The sequence below is a fragment of the Pseudomonas sp. S2_A05 genome (genome assembly GCF_054668485.1).
This window is the reverse complement of record NZ_CP162775.1, coordinates 969,351-987,408: the sequence shown is the minus strand read 5'-3', so window position 1 is coordinate 987,408 and position 18,058 is coordinate 969,351. Positions and strand designations below refer to the sequence as shown.

Here is an 18,058-nt window from a genome sequence, read left to right as displayed (position 1 = left end):
TTTAAACACGCCACGAAGTGAGGGTAACACCCCCCCGCGGAACCATAGGTTACACATTGAAAATCCTGCATGAACAAGCATCTGATCCACTTCTCTGAAAACAGGCCTTAACCGCGGCTCTATTACCGCACGAAGGTTTTGGCCTGCATCTTGCCTTTCTGGTATATACAGGATCATACAGATCATTCGCCACGTTACGCTGTTCGCTAAGGACGTCACATCATGAATCCAATGGTACCGCTCAGATCCATCCAGCTATCAGCCAGCCGAGTTCAGACATGACGCCGAGTAGTAGCGTCTGCAGCAGCTCCTGCAGAACCGACTGAATCGAAATGCTTTCCCGCAAAACACTAATTGAGGTTAGCCCTGTATGAATGCCAATGACTTGAACCTGCTTGCCCGCGCAGAAGTTCGCGAATTGGCCAGCTATAATGCTGGCCTGGCTTCGGATGCCGTGCGCAAACGATTCGGCCTTACACGCGTAGCCAAACTTGGGAGCAACGAAAACCCAATGGGCACAGCACCCGCCGTTAGCGCCGCAACGGCTCGAGCTTGCAGCGAAATTGCGCTGTATCCCGATGCCGGCTGCCAAGCATTGCGTACTGCGCTTTCTGAAAAGCTGGGTGTGCCGGAAAACCAGTTGGTGTTCGGCAACGGCTCGGAGGATTTGCTGAGCGTCATCAGTCGAGTGTTTCTGGATCACGACGACGAAGTCGTGACCGTAGTGCCTTCGTTCGGTCTGCACTTCATCTATCCACTGGCAGCCGGCGCCAAGGTGATTGGTGTGCCAATGACCCAGCAAGGCACATTCGATGTGCCGGCGATGGTCGCAGCACTCACGCCCCACACGCATGTGTTGATGTTTTCCTGCCCATCCAACCCGGTTGGCTGCGCCCTTAGCGCCGACGAGCTGCAACAACTGCTCGACGCATTGCCACCGCAATGTTTGTTGGTGTTCGACGAGGCCTACTACGAATATGCACAATGGGAAGCCGAATACCCGGACTGTCTTGCTCTGATTCAAGGCAGCGGCAGACCGTTCATCCTACTGAGGACGTTCTCCAAGGCTTATTCCCTGGCGGGTTTGCGCATAGGCTACGGGGTGGTGAGCGATCCGATGTTGGCCGATCTTATTAACCGTCTGCGTACTCCCTTCAACGTCAACCACGTAGCCCAGGCCGCAGCGATTGCCGCACTGGCTGACGATGAGCATCTGAACGCCTGCCTGTCCCATGTCGCTAGCGAACGTCGGCGAATGGAGGCGACACTGCACGAGCAAGGCATTACAACCGCGCCCTCCCTTGCCAACTTCTTGTTTTTCAGCACGCCTTTTCCGGCCGAAGTCATCAATCAAGCGCTACTGCGCGAAGGGGTGATCATCAAACCGTGGCGCGAAGTTGGTTACACTGAGTACTTGCGCGTCTCTGTCGGAAGCTGTGAGGATAACGACCTTTTCCTCACAGCACTGGCAAGCGTCTTTGCCACACTCGAGACACGGACTGACTAATGACCAAAAATGCACCACAAGCGCTCTACCGGCGTGCAAAGGATTATGTGCAAGACCAACTTCGGGCGGGCGTTTGGAAACCTGGTGACCTGATTTCTTCAGAAAACCAGCTGGTGCAAGAACTGGGCATTTCGCGCATGACCGTCAATCGGGCTTTGCGCGAACTAACCGAAGAGGGTCATCTGGTCAGGATTTCAGGTGTCGGCACGTTCGTAGCCGAAAGCAAGCCGCAATCAAACTTGCTGCGCATCACCAACATTGCCGACGAGATCCTGGCCCGAGGCCACAGCTACACCTGCCGTGTCCTGCACCTGGGGCGTGAATCGGCCTCGATGCCGGTGGCGTCCGCTTTGGGTCTGACCACCGGCTCTTCAGTTTTTCATCTGGTCTGTGTTCACAGCGAAGAAGGCGTGCCCGTACAACTGGAGGATCGTTACGTCAATCCCGAGCTGGTGCCAGAGTTCCTGCAACAAGACTTTGGGGAACACTTGCAACCTGCCAAATACCTGTTGCGCGTCGTCAAACCTGATGAAATGGAGCATATCGTCGAAGCCTGTCACCCAAGCATTGACGAAAGCAAACATATGCAGATCGACGCCAACGAACCTTGCTTAGCGCTTATCCGTCGCACTTGGAGCCAAAGCAAAATTGTGACTTACGTGCGCTTGGTTCACCCCTCCTCACGCTATCGACTCGGCAGTCGCCTGCCCGTAAACGGGGCGCATAGAGACAGTTGATGCCTGAAGGCATCTGATGAACTGATCCATCATAAACCGGGATCGAAATGCCATTGCTGCTTCTACTTTCCGGACAACCTCTTGACGCAGAATTTCACCAGTGAGTTTCCTGTACTACAAAAGTAAAAAGCTCCACAGCTACGACAACTGCCTGTCGCCGATAGCTGTAGAGCAAAAAAACTGCATAAACACTGTAGCTCTCGTGCGGGATGACTCGAGCAATTCAGCTTGCTCACACAGGAGCCAAACGCCCCTTCCCCCCGATTACAGGCTAGGCAGCAACTTTGGCAACACCAGTTCGTTCAAGCACCGGGAAGCCAACAACTCGCTTGCTGCGTTGATATCCGGCGCAAAGAAGCGATCTTTGTCGTAGTAAGCCACTTTGCTGCGCAGGCTGGTGCGGGCAAGCTCCAGCTTCGTCGAGGTCTTCAAGCCTTCGCGCAAGTCAAGGCCCTGACACGCAGCGAGCCACTCAACAGCGAGGACGCCGCGAGTGTTTTCAGCCATTTCCCATAAACGCTTGCCCGCTGCAGGAGCCATCGACACGTGGTCTTCCTGATTCGCGGAAGTTGGCAGGCTATCCACCGAATGTGGATGCGCCAGTGCCTTGTTCTCACTGGCCAGCGCCGCTGCGGTAACTTGGGAAATCATGAAGCCGGAGTTCACACCGCCGTTGGCCACCAGGAATGGCGGCAATTGCGACATGTGCTTGTCCATCATCAGGGAAATACGCCGCTCGCTTAGCGAGCCGATTTCCGCAATCGCCAATGCCATGTTGTCAGCAGCCATGGCCACAGGCTCGGCGTGGAAGTTGCCACCGGAGATCACATCGCCTTCGACAGCGAAGACCAATGGGTTATCGGAGACGGCATTAGCTTCGACGACCAATACCTCCGCAGCTTGACGGAACTGGGTCAGGCACGCGCCCATGACTTGCGGCTGGCAACGCAGGGAGTACGGATCCTGAACCTTGCCGCAGTTCTGGTGGGAGTCGGAGACTTCACTGCGCTCCCCGAGCAAGTCTCGGTAGGCGGTAGCACTGTCGATCTGGCCTTTCTGGCCACGCGCGGCGTGGATGCGTGCGTCGAACGGCGAGCGCGAGCCCAAAACCGCTTCAACAGTCAGAGCACCGATCGCCAGTGCGCCAGCGAACAGATCTTCGCCCTCGAACAAACCACGCAGTGCATAAGCGGTGGATACCTGCGTGCCGTTGAGCAACGCCAGCCCTTCCTTGGCAGCCAGTGTCAGTGGCGTCAGGCCGGCGATTTTCAGCGCCTCGGTTGCTTCCAGCCATTCGCCCTTGTAACGAGCCTTGCCTTCACCCAACAGCGCCAGCGACATGTGGGCCAAGGGTGCGAGGTCGCCGGATGCACCGACCGAACCTTTCAACGGAATGTGCGGATAAACCTCGGCGTTGATCAAAGCGATCAGTGCTTCGATGACGGTGCGGCGGATTCCGGAGAAACCACGGCTCAAGCTATTGACCTTGAGCACCATGACCAGCCTGACCAGCGCGTCACTGATCGGTTCGCCAACACCGGCAGCGTGAGACAGAACCAATGAGCGCTGGAGGTTCTCCAGGTCTTCAGTAGCGATGCGGGTCGAGGCCAGTAGGCCGAAACCGGTATTGATCCCATAGGCGGTGCGGTTCTCGGCGAGAATTTGTTCCACGCAAGCAACGCTGGCTTCAATCTGGGCCGAAGCACTGTCATCGAGGGAGATGTTGACCGGATGCTGGTAGACGTCGCGCAGTTGGGCAAGGCTCAGTTGGCCAGGGATGATGTTGAGTGTGTTCATGCTTTTGCTCCTTTAACAGAGGTGATCATTGGCAGGTTTAAGCCTTGTTCTTTGGCACAATCTATTGCGATCTGGTAACCCGCATCGGCGTGACGCATCACGCCGGTCGCCGGGTCGTTGTGCAGCACGCGTGCAATGCGCTCAGCCGCTTCGTCGGTACCGTCGCAGACAATCACCATGCCCGAGTGCTGAGAGAAGCCCATGCCGACGCCGCCGCCGTGGTGCAGGGAAACCCAGGTCGCGCCGCTCGCGGTGTTCAGCAGTGCGTTGAGCAGTGGCCAGTCGGACACGGCGTCGGAACCGTCCTGCATTGATTCGGTTTCGCGGTTTGGGCTGGCCACGGAGCCGGAGTCCAAATGGTCGCGACCGATGACGATCGGCGCCGACAATTCCCCGCTACGCACCATTTCGTTGAATGCCAGGCCCAGCTTGGCGCGCAGACCCAGCCCTACCCAGCAGATTCGGGCCGGCAAGCCCTGGAAGCTGATGCGCTCGCGCGCCATGTCCAGCCAGTTATGCAGGTGCGCATCGTCCGGGATCAGCTCTTTGACCTTGGCATCAGTTTTGTAGATGTCTTCAGCGTTACCCGACAGCGCAGCCCAGCGGAACGGGCCGATGCCACGGCAGAACAGCGGACGGATGTAGGCCGGTACGAAGCCCGGGAAGTCGAATGCGTTTTCCACGCCTTCTTCCTGAGCCATCTGACGGATGTTGTTGCCGTAGTCGAAAGTTGGAATGCCCATTTTCTGGAATTCAAGCATCGCTTTGACGTGTACGGCCATCGATTGCTTGGCGGCTTTCACTACAGCGGCAGGCTCGGTCTTGGCACGAGCGCGATACTCTTCCCAAGTCCAGCCGGCAGGGAGGTAACCGTTTAGCGGGTCGTGGGCGCTGGTCTGGTCGGTGACCATGTCCGGGCGTACGCCGCGCTTGACCAGCTCCGGCAGGATTTCGGCGGCGTTACCCAGCAAGGCGATGGAGATGGCCTTGCCTTCCTTGGTGTACTTGCCAATGCGTGCCAGGGCGTCGTCGAGGTCGGTAGCTTGCTCGTCGACATAGCGGCTGCTCAGGCGGAAATCTATGCTGACCTGCTGGCATTCGATGTTCAGCGAGCAAGCGCCGGCCAGGGTTGCCGCCAGCGGCTGGGCCCCGCCCATGCCGCCGAGACCGGCGGTGAGCACCCAGCGACCGGTCAAATCGCTGTTGTAATGCTGGCGGCTAGCTTCGACGAAGGTTTCGTAGGTGCCCTGGACGATGCCCTGGCTGCCGATGTATATCCAGCTGCCGGCGGTCATCTGGCCGTACATGGCCAGGCCCTTAGCATCCAATTCGTTAAAGTGTTCCCAGGTGGCCCAGTGCGGCACCAGGTTGGAGTTGGCGATCAGCACACGGGGCGCATTGCTATGGGTCTTGAACACGCCGACCGGTTTGCCCGATTGCACCAGCAGGGTTTCGTCGTCGTTCAGGTTGGTGAGGCTCTCGACGATCTGGTCGTAGCATTCCCAATTGCGCGCCGCACGGCCAATGCCACCATACACCACCAGTTCTTTTGGGTTCTCGGCCACTTCCGGGTCGAGGTTGTTCATTAACATGCGCAGTGGCGCTTCGGTCAGCCAGCTTTTGGCGGTCAGCGTGTTACCACGCGCGGCGCGGATTTCGACATTACGGAAATGGGATGGCTTGCTCACCGGTAATCCTCTCGAAATGACTTTCTCAGCCTATTTATTGATTTAATCATACAGGTCACGCATAAATATAATCATGTATATACAACCACAATCAAGCGAATTTCACTTGAGCATGGTCACTCACGAAGGGCGAAGTACTATGGAGCTAATGAGCGATCGAAGAGTCGCTCGAAGGCATCGCGGTTACTTGAGGTTGCCGCTAAGGAACTGCTGCAGGCGCTCGCTCTTGGGGTTTCCCAAGACATCCTCAGGTAAGCCCTGCTCTTCCACGAGTCCTTGGTGGAGGAACAACACCTGACTCGACACCTTACGCGCGAAGCTCATCTCATGAGTCACCATGATCATGGTTCGACCTTCTTCGGCCAGACCCTGGATCACCTTGAGCACCTCGCCCACCAATTCTGGATCAAGCGCCGAAGTCGGCTCGTCGAACAACATGATCTCGGGCTCCATGGCCAAAGCCCGAGCAATAGCGACCCGCTGCTGCTGCCCGCCAGAGAGAAAAGCTGGATACTGGTCGGCAACGCGAGACGGCAAACCTACCTTGTCCAGATACCGCCGAGCACGCTCCTCAGCATCTTTTTTGCTGATACCCAGGACGCGGCGTGGAGCCATCGTGATGTTGTCAAGCACGGTCATATGGCTCCAGAGGTTGAAGTGCTGGAACACCATCGCAAGCCGTGTGCGCAGCCGTTGCAGTTCAGAAGCGTCGGCCACATGCATGCCGTGGCGATCATGCATCATGCGAATCGGCTGGTTATCCAAGCCCATGGCGCCATCGTTGGGCGTTTCCAAAAAGTTGATACAACGTAAGAAGGTGCTCTTGCCCGACCCACTGGCGCCAATAAGGCTAATCACATCGCCGGTCTTGGCGTTTAGGGAAACGCCTTTAAGTACTTCGTGGCTGCCATAGCTTTTATGCAGGTTTTCAACGGTCAATTTGTACATGTTCAAACACCCTGAATTAATGAGCCGGGCCGAGGAAAGACAGCCAGCGGCGTTCAGCCAGACGGAACAGGCCAACCAGAGAGAAAGTGACTGCGAGGTAAATCGCGGCGGCGATACCGAACGACTGGAATGTCAGGAACGTTGCCGAATTGGCATCCCGGGCGACCTTGAGAATGTCCGGCACAGTCGCAGTGAACGCGACTGTGGTCGAGTGCAGCATCAGTATGACTTCGTTGCTGTAGTTCGGCAGCGATCGGCGCAGCGCAGATGGCATGATGATGTAGGCATACAACTTCCAGCCGCGCAGTCCGAATGCCTTGGCCGCTTCGACCTCGCCGTGATTCATGTTACGGATCGCTCCGGCGAAAATTTCCGTGGTGTAGGCGCAAGTGCTCAAAGCGAAGGCAAGAATGGTGCAGTTGATTGCATCGCGGAAGAATGCGTCGAGCATGGGTTGCGCGCGCACCGCTGCAAGACTGTAGATACCGGTGTAGCAGATCAGTAGCTGTATATACAGTGGCGTACCGCGAAACAGATAAGTGTAGAACTGTACCGGCCAGCGCACCCATACGTTGCTTGAGACCCTGGCAATCGACAGCGGGAGTGCCATCAAAAAGCCCAGGAAAAGCGAAGCACTTAGCAGCCACAGGGTCATCGCCAACCCGGTGATGTGATAGCCATCGCTGTAGAGGAAAGGCTTCCAGTATTCCTGCAGAAGTTCGATCATCGCACGGCCTCCCGGGTGCCTGCGGCATAGAGGATTTCCAGCCGGCGCAATACGTAGTTCGATGCAGTGGTGATGACCAGATAGATCAAGGCCGCCAGCACCAGGAAAAAGAACAGCTGATAGGTGGTCTTGCCGGCGTCCTGAGCCACTTTCACCAGGTCAGCCAGCCCAATAATCGAGACCAACGCGGTGGCTTTGAGGATGACCATCCAGTTATTGCCGATACCCGGTAAGGCAAAACGCATCATCTGCGGGAACAGTACGAAGCGGAAACGCTGCGCGCGGGTAAGGCCGTAAGCAGTGGCCGCTTCCATCTGGCCACGCGGCACGGCAAGGATGGCGCCTCGGAAAGTCTCAGTGAAATACGCACCATAGATAAAGCCCAGGGTGATCACGCCGGCACTGAATGGATTGATCTCGATGTAATCCCACCCTAAGGCTAAGGTCAGCTGGGTGAGCCAGGTCTGTAAGCTGTAGAAGATCAGCAGCATCAGAACCAGATCCGGCACTCCACGAATCAGCGTGGTGTAGGCCTGTGCAGGGACGCGAAACAGCGCCGACGTTGAAAGCTTGGCACTGGCACCTATCAGGCCCAAAACCACGCTTAGCAGCAAGCAAAGGAAGGATAACTTGACCGTCATCCAGGTGCCTTGCAGCAACAGTGGGCCAAAGCCCTTGAGGCTGAAGCCCGACAGCCCCAGCATCTGCAATAGGTTTTCTAACATGGGGAAGTCCTTCGTCAATCAGGAAAACGCCCATCCGTGAATGGGCGCAGCGTCGTTATTTGCCGCTGTAAATATTCTGATCACCGAAGTGTTTCTTTTGGATGGCCACGTAGGTGCCGTCGTCGTGGAGCGCCTGTATGCCTTTGTTCACTAAGGCTTTAAGCTCGGTATTGCCTTTGAGCAGACCGATCGCCGTTTTTGCTGGCAGCAGTTCGTGATGGACTGGCTTGCTCACTTCAAAGTCAGCGCCTTGCGGGGACTTCAGGAAACCCATTTCAGCTTGCAGCATGTTCTGAATCGAGGCATCGAGGCGACCCGTGACCAGGTCAGCATAAACCTGATCCTGGTTGGCGTAGGCCTGGGTTTTTACCCCGGCCTTGTTCAGCACGGCCTTGGCGTAGGCCTCCTCGGTGGTGCCTTGTTCATAGCCAACGGTTTTGCCAGCCAGCGTCGTGATGTCTTCGCTCAAGGCCGAGCCTTTCTTAAAGACAAAGGATGTTGGCACCGAGAACAATTCGTTGGAGAAATCAATGACTTTTTCCCGCGAAGAAGTCACGGTCATGGCAGAAATCACGCCGTCGAATTTATTAGCCCTGAGGCCGGGAATCATCCCGTCGAAATCACTTTCTACCCATTTGCACTTGACCTTCAGTTCAGCGCAAATCGCGTTACCCAGATCAATATCAAAGCCCACAAGGCTGCCGTCGGCTGCCTTGGATTCGAAGGGTGCATAGGATGGGTCGACTCCAAAGCGCAACTCTTTGTACTCCTTGGCCACGGCAGTACCAGCCGCCGCGCACAGAGCCAATACTGATAAGGTCAAAATAGATTTTTTCATTGTTTTTATTCCTAATAACCAACAGAAGCGCTTGGGCGCACGAGTACAGTTATGGAGCGCGTGTGGCGTTACGCTGAACACACAGCCTCCAGGTTACGGACAAACGTGTCGAGACACATGGTCGACTCTAGCGCGCAAATACATACTTGTACAGACAGGCATAGCCAATCAATCGTCCTTTGATCTGATCGATTCCTTTCTGGGAATTTAGACGACGCTAAAATTGCCTGTAAATAGGGGTCTCGGTGTTTTTTTCTCTAGACCTAAGGAGGACAGTCAACCTCTTTAATCTCGATATGCGCCATGTGGCTGGTTCGGGAGATGGTGTAGGCGGTCGGATGTAGGAGGCGGATCAGCATCGACCTAACGCGGACATGATCCTGAAGCCTCCTCGGCGACCCGGATGACTCCAATCTCGAGATAGAATCTGAATTCGTACTACTGCCACAATCCCGGCGTAATAGAAGAAAAAACGGATACGGCTCAAAAGTGGTGCGCGAAACATCCCGCATCAGGACGGCATCGTTGAACGCTTTTCGTAAATGCCTAAAAGGCAATCCATTGGGTCATTACCACTATGACAATGGGAAGAGCGACGCCTGCGAGAAGGGTTTGGCAAGCGATGATCCCAGCCATTAGTGGCGCATCTCCGCCCAACTGACGAGCCATGATGTAGGAGGATGAAGCGGTCGGCAGCGCCTGGAACAGGAGTGCTGCAATGGCAGCTTTCCCTTCAAGCCTGAACAGATGGCAAGCTCCAAGCGTGACGAGCGGCATGACTAAGAACTTCGCCAGAGACGAATAGCCGACCGGGCGTAGCCATTGCTTAATGCTCCCGAACTCAAGCGCGGCACCCACGCAGATTAAACCGAGCGGCAGTGACGCTTGACCCAAGGCTTTGAGCATCGGCTCGATACCAACTGGTAGCCCCCAGCCAAAGACCTGGATCAACCCGCCGGCGAAGCAAGCGAGTACAAGCGGGTTCAGTGCCAACTGCTTGAGCACTTTGCTAAATGTCATTCTGCCGCTAGATCCGAACCTTGCGAAAACAAGTACGCACAGGATGTTAACTGTAGGCACTATCGCAGCGTTCGCGACGGCTGCCAGCGCTACGCCTTGCACACCAAACAAACCCGCCGCTGCAGAAACGCCAACGTAATTGTTGAAGCGTATGCCACCCTGAAAAACTGACGTGAATGCCGCATTGTCCCGAGTGATCAGCACTCTTGCTCCCAATAGCATTAGCGACACGACGACAGTCGACAATATAAGCACCGAGACCATGCTTTGAATGGGCACTCCATCAAGCTTGGCGGTCGCCAGTCCGTGAAAGAAAAGACAAGGAAGCAATACGTAATATGCCAAGCGCTCTGCCTGCGCCCAGAAGGTATCCGCTAGAAATTGACGATGCTTGAGGCATGCGCCCAGCGCGATCAAAAAAGCGATGGGTAACAAGGCAATCAACAAAGAAAGGGTCATGCGCCCGCCTTGATTTTTTGCACCAAACGTTCACAGCCCGCAGTCAGGATGGACTCATCGGTAGCAAAGGAAAGCCTGAGATGTCCTGGCATCCCAAAAGCGCTACCTGGAACAGTTGCTATGCCCGCCTCAAGTAGCTCGAGCGCGAAGGCCTGATCATCGTTGATAGTTTTGATCCTAGGAATAAGGTAAAACGCGCCTTCTGGACATGCGACATCAATAGCTTCGCAGGCCCGCAGGATTTGGAGCGCGGCATCACGTCGCTGTCGATAAATTGCATTTCGCTCGCCCACCAACGCTTGAGGCCCAGTCAATGCGGAAACCGCCGCCAACTGGCTCAGGGTGCTGGTCTGAGTACAGTTCTGTGATTGAACCGAGCTGATCGTCGTGATCAATTGCGTTGGCCCACACCCCCACCCCACTCGCCAGCCGGTCATTGCGTAAACTTTAGATACGCCATCCACGATCAGGATACGGTCTCTCAAATCAGGCGCCACCGTCGCCAACGTTTGGTAGGGATCATCCGTGTAACGAATTTCTGAATAAATGTCATCTGATAGCACCATCACCCGTGGGTATCGACGCAGCACTTCGGCGATGGCCAACAGTTGCTCACGTGAGTAAAGCGCTCCTGACGGGTTGCCCGGCGCATTCAAGACGATCCACTTGGGCGACGTTGCCGGCTAAGCGCTGCCTCCAAATGCTCTGCAGTGAGGCGAAAACCTTGTTCTCTTGTAGTCGAAACAATCAGCGGTCGCGCGCCGCACATCTTGATCATGGCGGGATAACTCGCCCAATAGGGCGCGGGCACGATCACCTCGTCGCCACTTTTGAGGGTCGCTTGAAAAGCGTTGTAGATGATTTGTTTGGCGCCACAGCCGACGGCCACTTGATCATCGGCGTAATCGAGTTTTCGAATTTCTTTCATGCGCATTCGGATCGCGCGACGAAGTGGTTCAATACCGTTAGACGGTGAGTAGGTCAGGCGACCGCTGAGCGCAGCGTGCGCAGCTTCAAGAACGTGTGGCGGCGCGTTGAAGTCTGGCTCGCCCAATGTCAGGTCGATGACATCCCTGCCCTGCGCTTGCATCAACGCGGCTCGCTTTGCCATTATCAGGATAGGAGACTGCAGGATATTGTCTGCGTTAGGTGGAGTGCTCATGTCGCCCTCAAGAATGCGTCTGGATGGGCACTACGATAAGAAGTCGGACTCTAAAATAAAAACGATTTAAAATTCAGCAAACAACAAGTATCACTCATGGGTCGGTGTGCGGAGAATAAGCTTTCACGGCGTTCGCCAGGGCTGAAGCCAATCGCCTAAGCGGACGCTCTTCGCGCTCCAGTAATACAACGCGCCTGGTTTTTTGAGGCGTGCCGAACGGCTCAAAGGCGAGTGTGGTCAGGCTTTCGACTTGTTGCTGAGCGAGAGGAATGATGGATACTCCAAGTCCGCTTGAAACCATCTGGATAATCGCATCTTGGCTATCAAGCTCCATGCTGGTCTGCACCCGCATCCGCATAGTGCGAAGCTCTCGCTCAATGGTTCGACCCGCCCAGGCACGACGATCAAAGCGAATAAACGGCTGACTTTTGAGAAGAAGCTGCAAGTCCTCATGCGCGAGTGATACCGGCGCGATGATCCAGAAACCTTCTTCGTAAAGCACCGTGTTCGCCAAGCCATAAGGGTGTGGTTTTACCGGTTCTGTGGTGATCGCAACATCTAGCTCGCCCGCTTCTACGCGAATGGCCAACTCAGCAGACATGCCCGACGCAACAGTGATGCGCACGTGCGGATGTTGGACGCGCAATGCAGACAGTGCCAGGGGCAAAACGCCTGCCAGTGCTGTTTGGATCGCGCCGATTCTGAGCCTGCCGCGTAACTCGCCATCGACGCCGATCTCAGAGGAGATGCCGTCGTACAAAGCTAGAATTTCTCTCGCGCGCTCCACGGCGATATGGCCCGCATCCGTCAGTACCGGCAACCGTCGTGAACGGTCAAACAGGAGCGCGTTGAAATCCTCCTCCAACGACCGAACATGAAGGCTGACCGCTGACTGGGTGAGATGAACGGCGTCCGCTGCTCTGACGAAAGAACCGTGTTGGGCAATAGCAAGCAGTGTTCGAAGTGCGCGAAGAGACATAGCCATCATCCAACAAGTTGATGAGCGAGCTTACCAGCTGGTGCAGGCGTCTTGTTTGGACGCAGACATCTTCCCTACGATCCAATATGACCTGTGGCGAAATAGCGCACCCAGGAAAAATTTACTTCACTCTTTGAAGCGGGCTAAATAGCTGCCCCTTCGCGGCGATTTCATTTATGAGCCCGTTGAAACGTATCCGTCCCTGGATTGCCTGTCTGGCTGTCCTGCTCAATCTGTTCGCCATGCCGATGAGTCGTGCGATGCAGGCGCCAGACGTGCGCCTGATGCTTTGGGGTGGTTTTTGTTCAAGTGGGAACTTGAGCGCCCTTCCTGCAGACCTCGGCAAAGTAATTGATGCCCTGCAGCTGCCGCAATCGAAACCTGTCATGCAGCACGGCGACTGCTGTTGTGGTCATGCGGGACTTGCAGCGTTACCGTCCAACTACTACCGGCACTACCTACCGCCGTACCCCTCCAATACCGTCCTCGAAAATCCTGAGTTGCCCACGCTACATCCGAGAATTCGTTGGCCAAGCCTAAGTCCACGAGCATCCCCTTTCGCCTGATCACAACACCGCTGACCTCGTGCGGTGCTGCTCTCTTTAAATCCTTTCAGCGGCCTGCGATGGACGCTGAACGCCCTTAAAGTTTCTTGATCATCAGGAAGTGCGTGCTATGCCTGCTTCAACCACTTTGCGCCATGCAAAGGCATTGTCTGTGTTCCGCCCCCTCTGGCCCCTGCTTTCAATAGGGGTGCTCGCATTGAGCCCGCTGCCAGTGGCATTAGCTGAAGCCAGTAGAATCGAAAATTCCACCCTGACCCTGGGTGCGGTCAGCATTCAGGGCTCGGCAAGCGGCCCTTTGAGTACCAGAAACGTTCTCAGCTCGGTGGATATTCTCGGAGGAGACATCCTCGAAAAAATGCCAGTAAATTACAGCTGGGAACTGTTCACTCGCGCACCGGGTGTCATGCTCACCGAGTTCAACCAAGGCACGACCTCAGGGAAAATTTCCTTCCGTGGCTTTAACGGTGAAGGCGAAGTGAATGCCGTAAAGCTTTTGATCGATGGCATTCCGAGCAACAGCAACGACGGCAATATGCCGTTCATGGACATGATTTTCCCCATGGAGCTGGACAGCATCGAGGTTGTCCGAGGCACCAGTGATGCGCGTTATGGTTTGAACAACATCGCGGGTAACGTCAACATGCTGACCCGCACCGGTGGTGACTACGCCAAGGCGCGGATTCGTTACGGCAGTTTCAACACTCAGGAAACCCAGCTCGCCAAGGGCATCGAAAGCAGCAACTGGACTCAGAACTACTTCTTTGCCTATCAAAAATCCGATGGCTACAGGGATCATTCCCAAGCAGACCGGTTTTCTATGTCGGGTAAGTGGTTTTATACACCGGATGACGACAGCTACCGAATCGGTTTGATCGCCCGTCACTACGAAGCAGAGGCTCAGGAGCCTGGCTATTTGACCGAAGATGATGCCCGCCATCATCCGACCATGACCAACAGTTTCAACGCCACCGACAAGGGCACTCGGCGTATGAATCAGGTCAGCCTGCATTTCGATACAGACTTGGCTGAGAACCTCGCATGGTCGGCGAAGACCTACGTCAACACCTTCGATGATCGACGCTGGACGCAATATTGGCGCACTAGCTCCCAACAGGAGCGTGATGCCTATGAAACTCAATATGGCGCTCTCACATCTCTGACATGGCGACCGGAGGTCAGCTGGCTGTATGACTTCGCCTTGGAAGGTGGTGCAGACGTACAGCAGCAGCAAAACAAGAGTGAGCGCTATCGCACCAAAGACCGTGCTCGTCTGGCAACTACCCGAGATCAGCAGTTCGACTTCGACACCTACGGCGCCTACGTCCAGGCTGAGATCAAACCTTTCGAGTCGCTGAAGATCGTACCGGCGTATCGGGTCGATAAAATCCAGGGGGATTTCACCAACGAAATGACCGGCCTGGATTACGATATCAACGATTATGGCCTGATCAAACAACCTAAGCTTAGCGTGGTCTATTCGCCCTGGGACGTAGCCAGTTTCTATGCCAACTGGGGCCGTACCTTCCAAGTTGGCACCGGCGCGGCAGCCTACAAAATCCCGCCAAGAGATACCGATCTGGCACCTTCAATCAATGAAGGCTGGGAAACAGGCATCAAGTTCACCCCGGCGGACTGGATTGATGGTCGCGTCGCATACTGGCAGCAAGAAGCCTCGGGTGAATTCAGTCGCCGCCTCAACGACCCGAGCGGCGAGTCGGACAACGTCGGTGAAACGCGACGGTGGGGTTATGACTTGCAGATGAACCTACACCCAAACGAACGCACGGAAATATGGATGGCCTACTCTTGGCAGTATTCGAAAATACTCCAGCCAAGCGCCACTTTGCCCAACAGCAAAGGTCAGGAAATCGACCATATCCCCCATCACCTTTACAACGCCGGGATCAGCTATGAAGCGACACCTGCGCTACAGCTGACGGCCTGGATGAATGGCCAGACTAACTACTACCTGGAGCGAGAAAACACCAAAGGGACTTATGGCGGATACGCTCTGATGAACCTCGGCGCGACCTACAAAGTGACCGAGTCAGTGAGCGTCGATCTACAGTTGAAAAACCTCACCAACCGCTATTATGAATACGTTTGGTATGACCCGGACGGTGCCCAGGCATCCCTACATTCCCCGGGTGATGGCCGTGCGCTTTACACCGGAGTGACTTTGGACTTTTGAGGAGTAATTCTGTTGAGGCCTATTAGGCCTCATCAGCTCCAAGGAATGCGCGCCTTCCTCACCGCAATCCGATTAACTAAGATATAGCTGGTTGGCAACTAATCGCCTGAGAAATCTATATATATTAGGCTCACTCACTGTCGCATTCGAATACAATCTTACGCGATCTAGAAGCCAACAGCTTAATCAGTTCTTGCAGTTGACATGATCGAAAATGAGCATGCATAGATTGTTCGTCGCGCCAAAAAAATTCGATTATCCAACTATTCAATTCCGCGACCTTCCTCAATTCACATCCTGCAACACCTGAGAACCACTCTCCAACAGCCCAAAAATATTACAAACCTTATCTGCAAATTCATCATCCATGTTCACTTCGAACCCCAAAGCGCTCTTCATAAACCCCGACATAAAACCAATCTCCAAGTCGAAAAAATAATTAGGCCGTGCGAATTGCCAATACATGGATCTGGATAACGCACATGCCCAAGTCTTGCTGGCCAAATCCCAATATGAGGTCAACAAGGCGCAGTGGGAAACTGCCAGGATCAACTTGGCCCGAACAACCATTACAGCGCCAGCTGACGGTACGATCACTAACGTCAGACTGCAGGAAGACAACTACATAGCCCAAGGTTCTCCCGCCTTCTCACTCGTCAAAAATGATTCGTTCTACGTGACCGCTTACTTCGAAGAAACCAAGCTCCTCGACATCCGTGAGGGGGATTTGGCCGATGTCTCACTCATGACCGGAGGGCCGTCCATCACTGGCCGTGTCCTGAGCATCGCCAAAGGTGTCGCCAACACCAACACGCAAGCAGATCCAATGCTGCTGCCTCAAGTGCAACAGGCGTTCAACTGGGTGCGATTGGCGCAACGCATACCGCTCGACATAAAGCTGGATGAGAGCTCTGCAGGCACTCGCTTGATTGCTGGCATGAGCGCATCCGTGAGAGTCCACGAACAAGCCGCTGAGGTGGGCAGCCAATGAGAGCCGCCCTGATGCACTACCTGGCACCTGACCTTCGCAGCATAGTGTTCGCTTGCAAGGGGCTTTCTGCCGTTGCGCTCGCTCTAACGATTTCAATGAGCCTGGATCTGGACAAGCCATTCTGGGCGATGGTGGCGTCGATGATGCTCCAGTGCTCGCCCCGAGGCCGGATTGGTCATCGAAAAAGCGGCATGCCTTGTTCTTGGATCAACGGTCGGCGCCGTTATAGCGGTACTGATCCTGGACAATTTGACGCCATACCCTGTGTTAGCTATTGGAGCACTCGCGCTGCGCGTTGCCGTCACGTCGGCAATCGCCTCAACCATGCGGCATGTCAATTTTATATTCGCAATGTCATTAGTGAGTGTCACAGCGATTCTGATTGTACTTTTCGCCATGGCCGATCCTGCAAACACCAGCAGCGGATCGATCTCTATAGTGGTTCGCGCTCGGTTGAGCGAAGTTCTGGTCGGAGCCACCAGTGCCATCCTGGCCAGCGTCCTGCTTTATCCCTTCAAGGTGAAGAAGGTGCTGGAGGCGGGTATGAATCGCCTACGGGATTTGAGCCTCACCCATGTCTCGGCGATTCTTCAGGCGCAATCAAATCCAACAGCTGTCCATCAACAGCGCATAGGCATCATCGCCTTGTCCACATCCATAACGATGACGCCAATGCGGGACGCTATGAGCTGGCAAGCAATGTCGATGCAGCCCTACTCACCGCTAGCAACGCCTTGACCATCGTTGCATGGGGGCAAACCATCGAGCACATATTGAGTGATAACCCTAAGCGGTTGGCGTGTATGTTAGCTCGCTTCGTCGATCAAGACGCTCATGGTTGCAGCTCGCTTGAGGCAGTGTGCTTGGACAAAGTATCCGAGGCACTCTCAGCTATTCATGGAACCTGCGATTCAGCGGCTGAAGGCTCGCGCGAAACGCAACGCTTTCCACGTTTCAATCGACATCGTGACTGGCTCGTCGGACTAAGAACGGCGCTGCGAAGCTCACTTGTTTTCCTGAGCGCTATCGGGGTATGGATTCTGTCAGGCGAACAAGCCGCACTCATCATGATGATCGCACTACCTGTTCTCCTCTCCCAGATATTCTCCTCACACCCGGCTCCACGCCTGTCCACCGCAAAGTTACTCGGTGGAGCCTTGATCGCCATCCCTGTCGCCACCCTGTTCGTACTCAGTTCGCTAGCGCAGGGTTCGGGCGATTTCGAGATGTTGATCCTGGTGCTTTCTGCGCCTCTTTTTCTGGGGCTGATGAGCATGACTTCACCGTCACTCACCCCTTACGGTCTAGGTTTCTGTCTGACCCTGGCGGTGCTTGTTCAGCCAAGCAACTACATGACCTTTGCAATCGATCAATGCCTGTCCACTGGACTGGGGATCGCAGCGGGCCTAGGAATGCTTTACGCAGCTTTTGATCTGCTAGGGCCGCCCAAAGCCATATGGCAGCAGCAACGGATTATCAGAGCACTCAATTCCGACTTGGAAAAAATGCGGAAAAAGCGATTGTCAGCCAACTGGCTTACACAACGTGCGGCTGAGCGTCTCGCCTTTCTCGCTGCATACGAGCCGCCATCGCAGGTCGGTAGGAAGCTGACACAGCGTGGGCTTAAAGTATTTGAGTCTGGCCACCGCATGAGCGTGAACTCAATCAAGCAGCACCAAGGATCAAATTCCACGCTCCAATAATGAATTTAAAGGTATACAAA

Annotated in this window: 15 protein-coding genes and 1 pseudogene; 6 read left to right on the top strand and 10 right to left on the bottom strand. The window is 55.0% G+C overall.

Going from position 1 to position 18,058, the window contains the following annotated elements; translation table 11 throughout:
* Nucleotides 1-370 precede the first annotated feature (370 nt).
* Together hisC and hutC are read left to right on the top strand one after the other, a co-directional pair.
* Nucleotides 371-1,507, top strand: a complete 1,137-nt coding sequence (gene hisC / locus AB4O12_RS04465) for a histidinol-phosphate transaminase (protein WP_191952831.1) — start codon at nucleotides 371-373, stop codon at nucleotides 1,505-1,507.
* On the top strand, nucleotides 1,507-2,244 hold the full coding sequence (gene hutC / locus AB4O12_RS04460) for a histidine utilization repressor (RefSeq protein ID WP_191952832.1): 738 nt from the start codon (nucleotides 1,507-1,509) through the stop codon (nucleotides 2,242-2,244). The genes hisC and hutC overlap by 1 nt, the downstream gene beginning before the upstream one ends.
* 264 nt (nucleotides 2,245-2,508) lie before the next feature.
* Here the strand turns inward: hutC and hutH are convergent, their stop codons facing one another.
* From hutH to AB4O12_RS04410, 10 genes are all read right to left on the bottom strand, one after another.
* The gene (gene hutH, locus AB4O12_RS04455) at nucleotides 2,509-4,041 is read right to left on the bottom strand and encodes a histidine ammonia-lyase (protein WP_150707043.1); all 1,533 of its coding nucleotides are present in this window, start codon (nucleotides 4,039-4,041) and stop codon (nucleotides 2,509-2,511) included.
* Nucleotides 4,038-5,729 (bottom strand): urocanate hydratase, encoded by a 1,692-nt coding sequence (hutU, locus tag AB4O12_RS04450; protein WP_068933318.1) that lies wholly within the window; start codon nucleotides 5,727-5,729, stop codon nucleotides 4,038-4,040. The genes hutH and hutU overlap by 4 nt, the downstream gene beginning before the upstream one ends.
* 183 nt (nucleotides 5,730-5,912) lie before the next feature.
* On the bottom strand, nucleotides 5,913-6,677 hold the full coding sequence (locus AB4O12_RS04445) for an ABC transporter ATP-binding protein (protein ID WP_029291000.1): 765 nt from the start codon (nucleotides 6,675-6,677) through the stop codon (nucleotides 5,913-5,915).
* 16 nt (nucleotides 6,678-6,693) lie between these two features.
* A complete protein-coding gene (locus AB4O12_RS04440) occupies nucleotides 6,694-7,404 on the bottom strand; it encodes an ABC transporter permease (RefSeq protein WP_068933319.1) in 711 nt (236 codons plus the stop codon).
* Complete coding sequence (locus AB4O12_RS04435) at nucleotides 7,401-8,129, bottom strand: ABC transporter permease (protein ID WP_258641466.1); 729 nt, start codon at nucleotides 8,127-8,129, stop codon at nucleotides 7,401-7,403. The genes AB4O12_RS04440 and AB4O12_RS04435 overlap by 4 nt, the downstream gene beginning before the upstream one ends.
* Nucleotides 8,130-8,184: 55 nt before the next feature.
* The gene (locus tag AB4O12_RS04430; protein WP_068933322.1) at nucleotides 8,185-8,967 is read right to left on the bottom strand and encodes a transporter substrate-binding domain-containing protein; all 783 of its coding nucleotides are present in this window, start codon (nucleotides 8,965-8,967) and stop codon (nucleotides 8,185-8,187) included.
* Between the two features lie 546 nt (nucleotides 8,968-9,513).
* Entirely contained in the window at nucleotides 9,514-10,446 is a 933-nt protein-coding gene (locus AB4O12_RS04425; RefSeq protein ID WP_191952835.1) for an AEC family transporter, read from the bottom strand.
* Nucleotides 10,443-11,102, bottom strand: a complete 660-nt coding sequence (locus AB4O12_RS04420; protein WP_460060472.1) for an aminotransferase class I/II-fold pyridoxal phosphate-dependent enzyme — start codon at nucleotides 11,100-11,102, stop codon at nucleotides 10,443-10,445. Before AB4O12_RS04420 ends, AB4O12_RS04425 begins: the two co-directional genes overlap by 4 nt.
* Nucleotides 11,099-11,608, bottom strand: a complete 510-nt coding sequence (locus AB4O12_RS04415; RefSeq protein WP_460060470.1) for an aminotransferase class I/II-fold pyridoxal phosphate-dependent enzyme — start codon at nucleotides 11,606-11,608, stop codon at nucleotides 11,099-11,101. Before AB4O12_RS04415 ends, AB4O12_RS04420 begins: the two co-directional genes overlap by 4 nt.
* A gap of 94 nt (nucleotides 11,609-11,702) precedes the next feature.
* Nucleotides 11,703-12,587, bottom strand: a complete 885-nt coding sequence (locus AB4O12_RS04410) for a LysR family transcriptional regulator (RefSeq protein ID WP_460060468.1) — start codon at nucleotides 12,585-12,587, stop codon at nucleotides 11,703-11,705.
* A gap of 176 nt (nucleotides 12,588-12,763) precedes the next feature.
* On the opposite strand from AB4O12_RS04410, the gene AB4O12_RS04405 reads away from it, so the two are divergent.
* The 4 genes and pseudogenes from AB4O12_RS04405 (at nucleotide 12,764) to AB4O12_RS04390 (ending at nucleotide 18,038) form a co-directional block, all read left to right on the top strand.
* Complete coding sequence (locus tag AB4O12_RS04405; protein WP_460060467.1) at nucleotides 12,764-13,153, top strand: DUF2946 domain-containing protein; 390 nt, start codon at nucleotides 12,764-12,766, stop codon at nucleotides 13,151-13,153.
* Between the two features lie 109 nt (nucleotides 13,154-13,262).
* Entirely contained in the window at nucleotides 13,263-15,344 is a 2,082-nt protein-coding gene (locus AB4O12_RS04400) for a TonB-dependent receptor (protein ID WP_460060466.1), read from the top strand.
* Nucleotides 15,345-15,807: 463 nt separating this feature from the next.
* The gene (locus AB4O12_RS04395) at nucleotides 15,808-16,335 is read left to right on the top strand and encodes an HlyD family efflux transporter periplasmic adaptor subunit (protein WP_460060465.1); all 528 of its coding nucleotides are present in this window, start codon (nucleotides 15,808-15,810) and stop codon (nucleotides 16,333-16,335) included.
* A gap of 171 nt (nucleotides 16,336-16,506) precedes the next feature.
* Nucleotides 16,507-18,038 (top strand): annotated as a pseudogene (locus AB4O12_RS04390) (FUSC family protein).
* Nucleotides 18,039-18,058 lie beyond the last annotated feature (20 nt).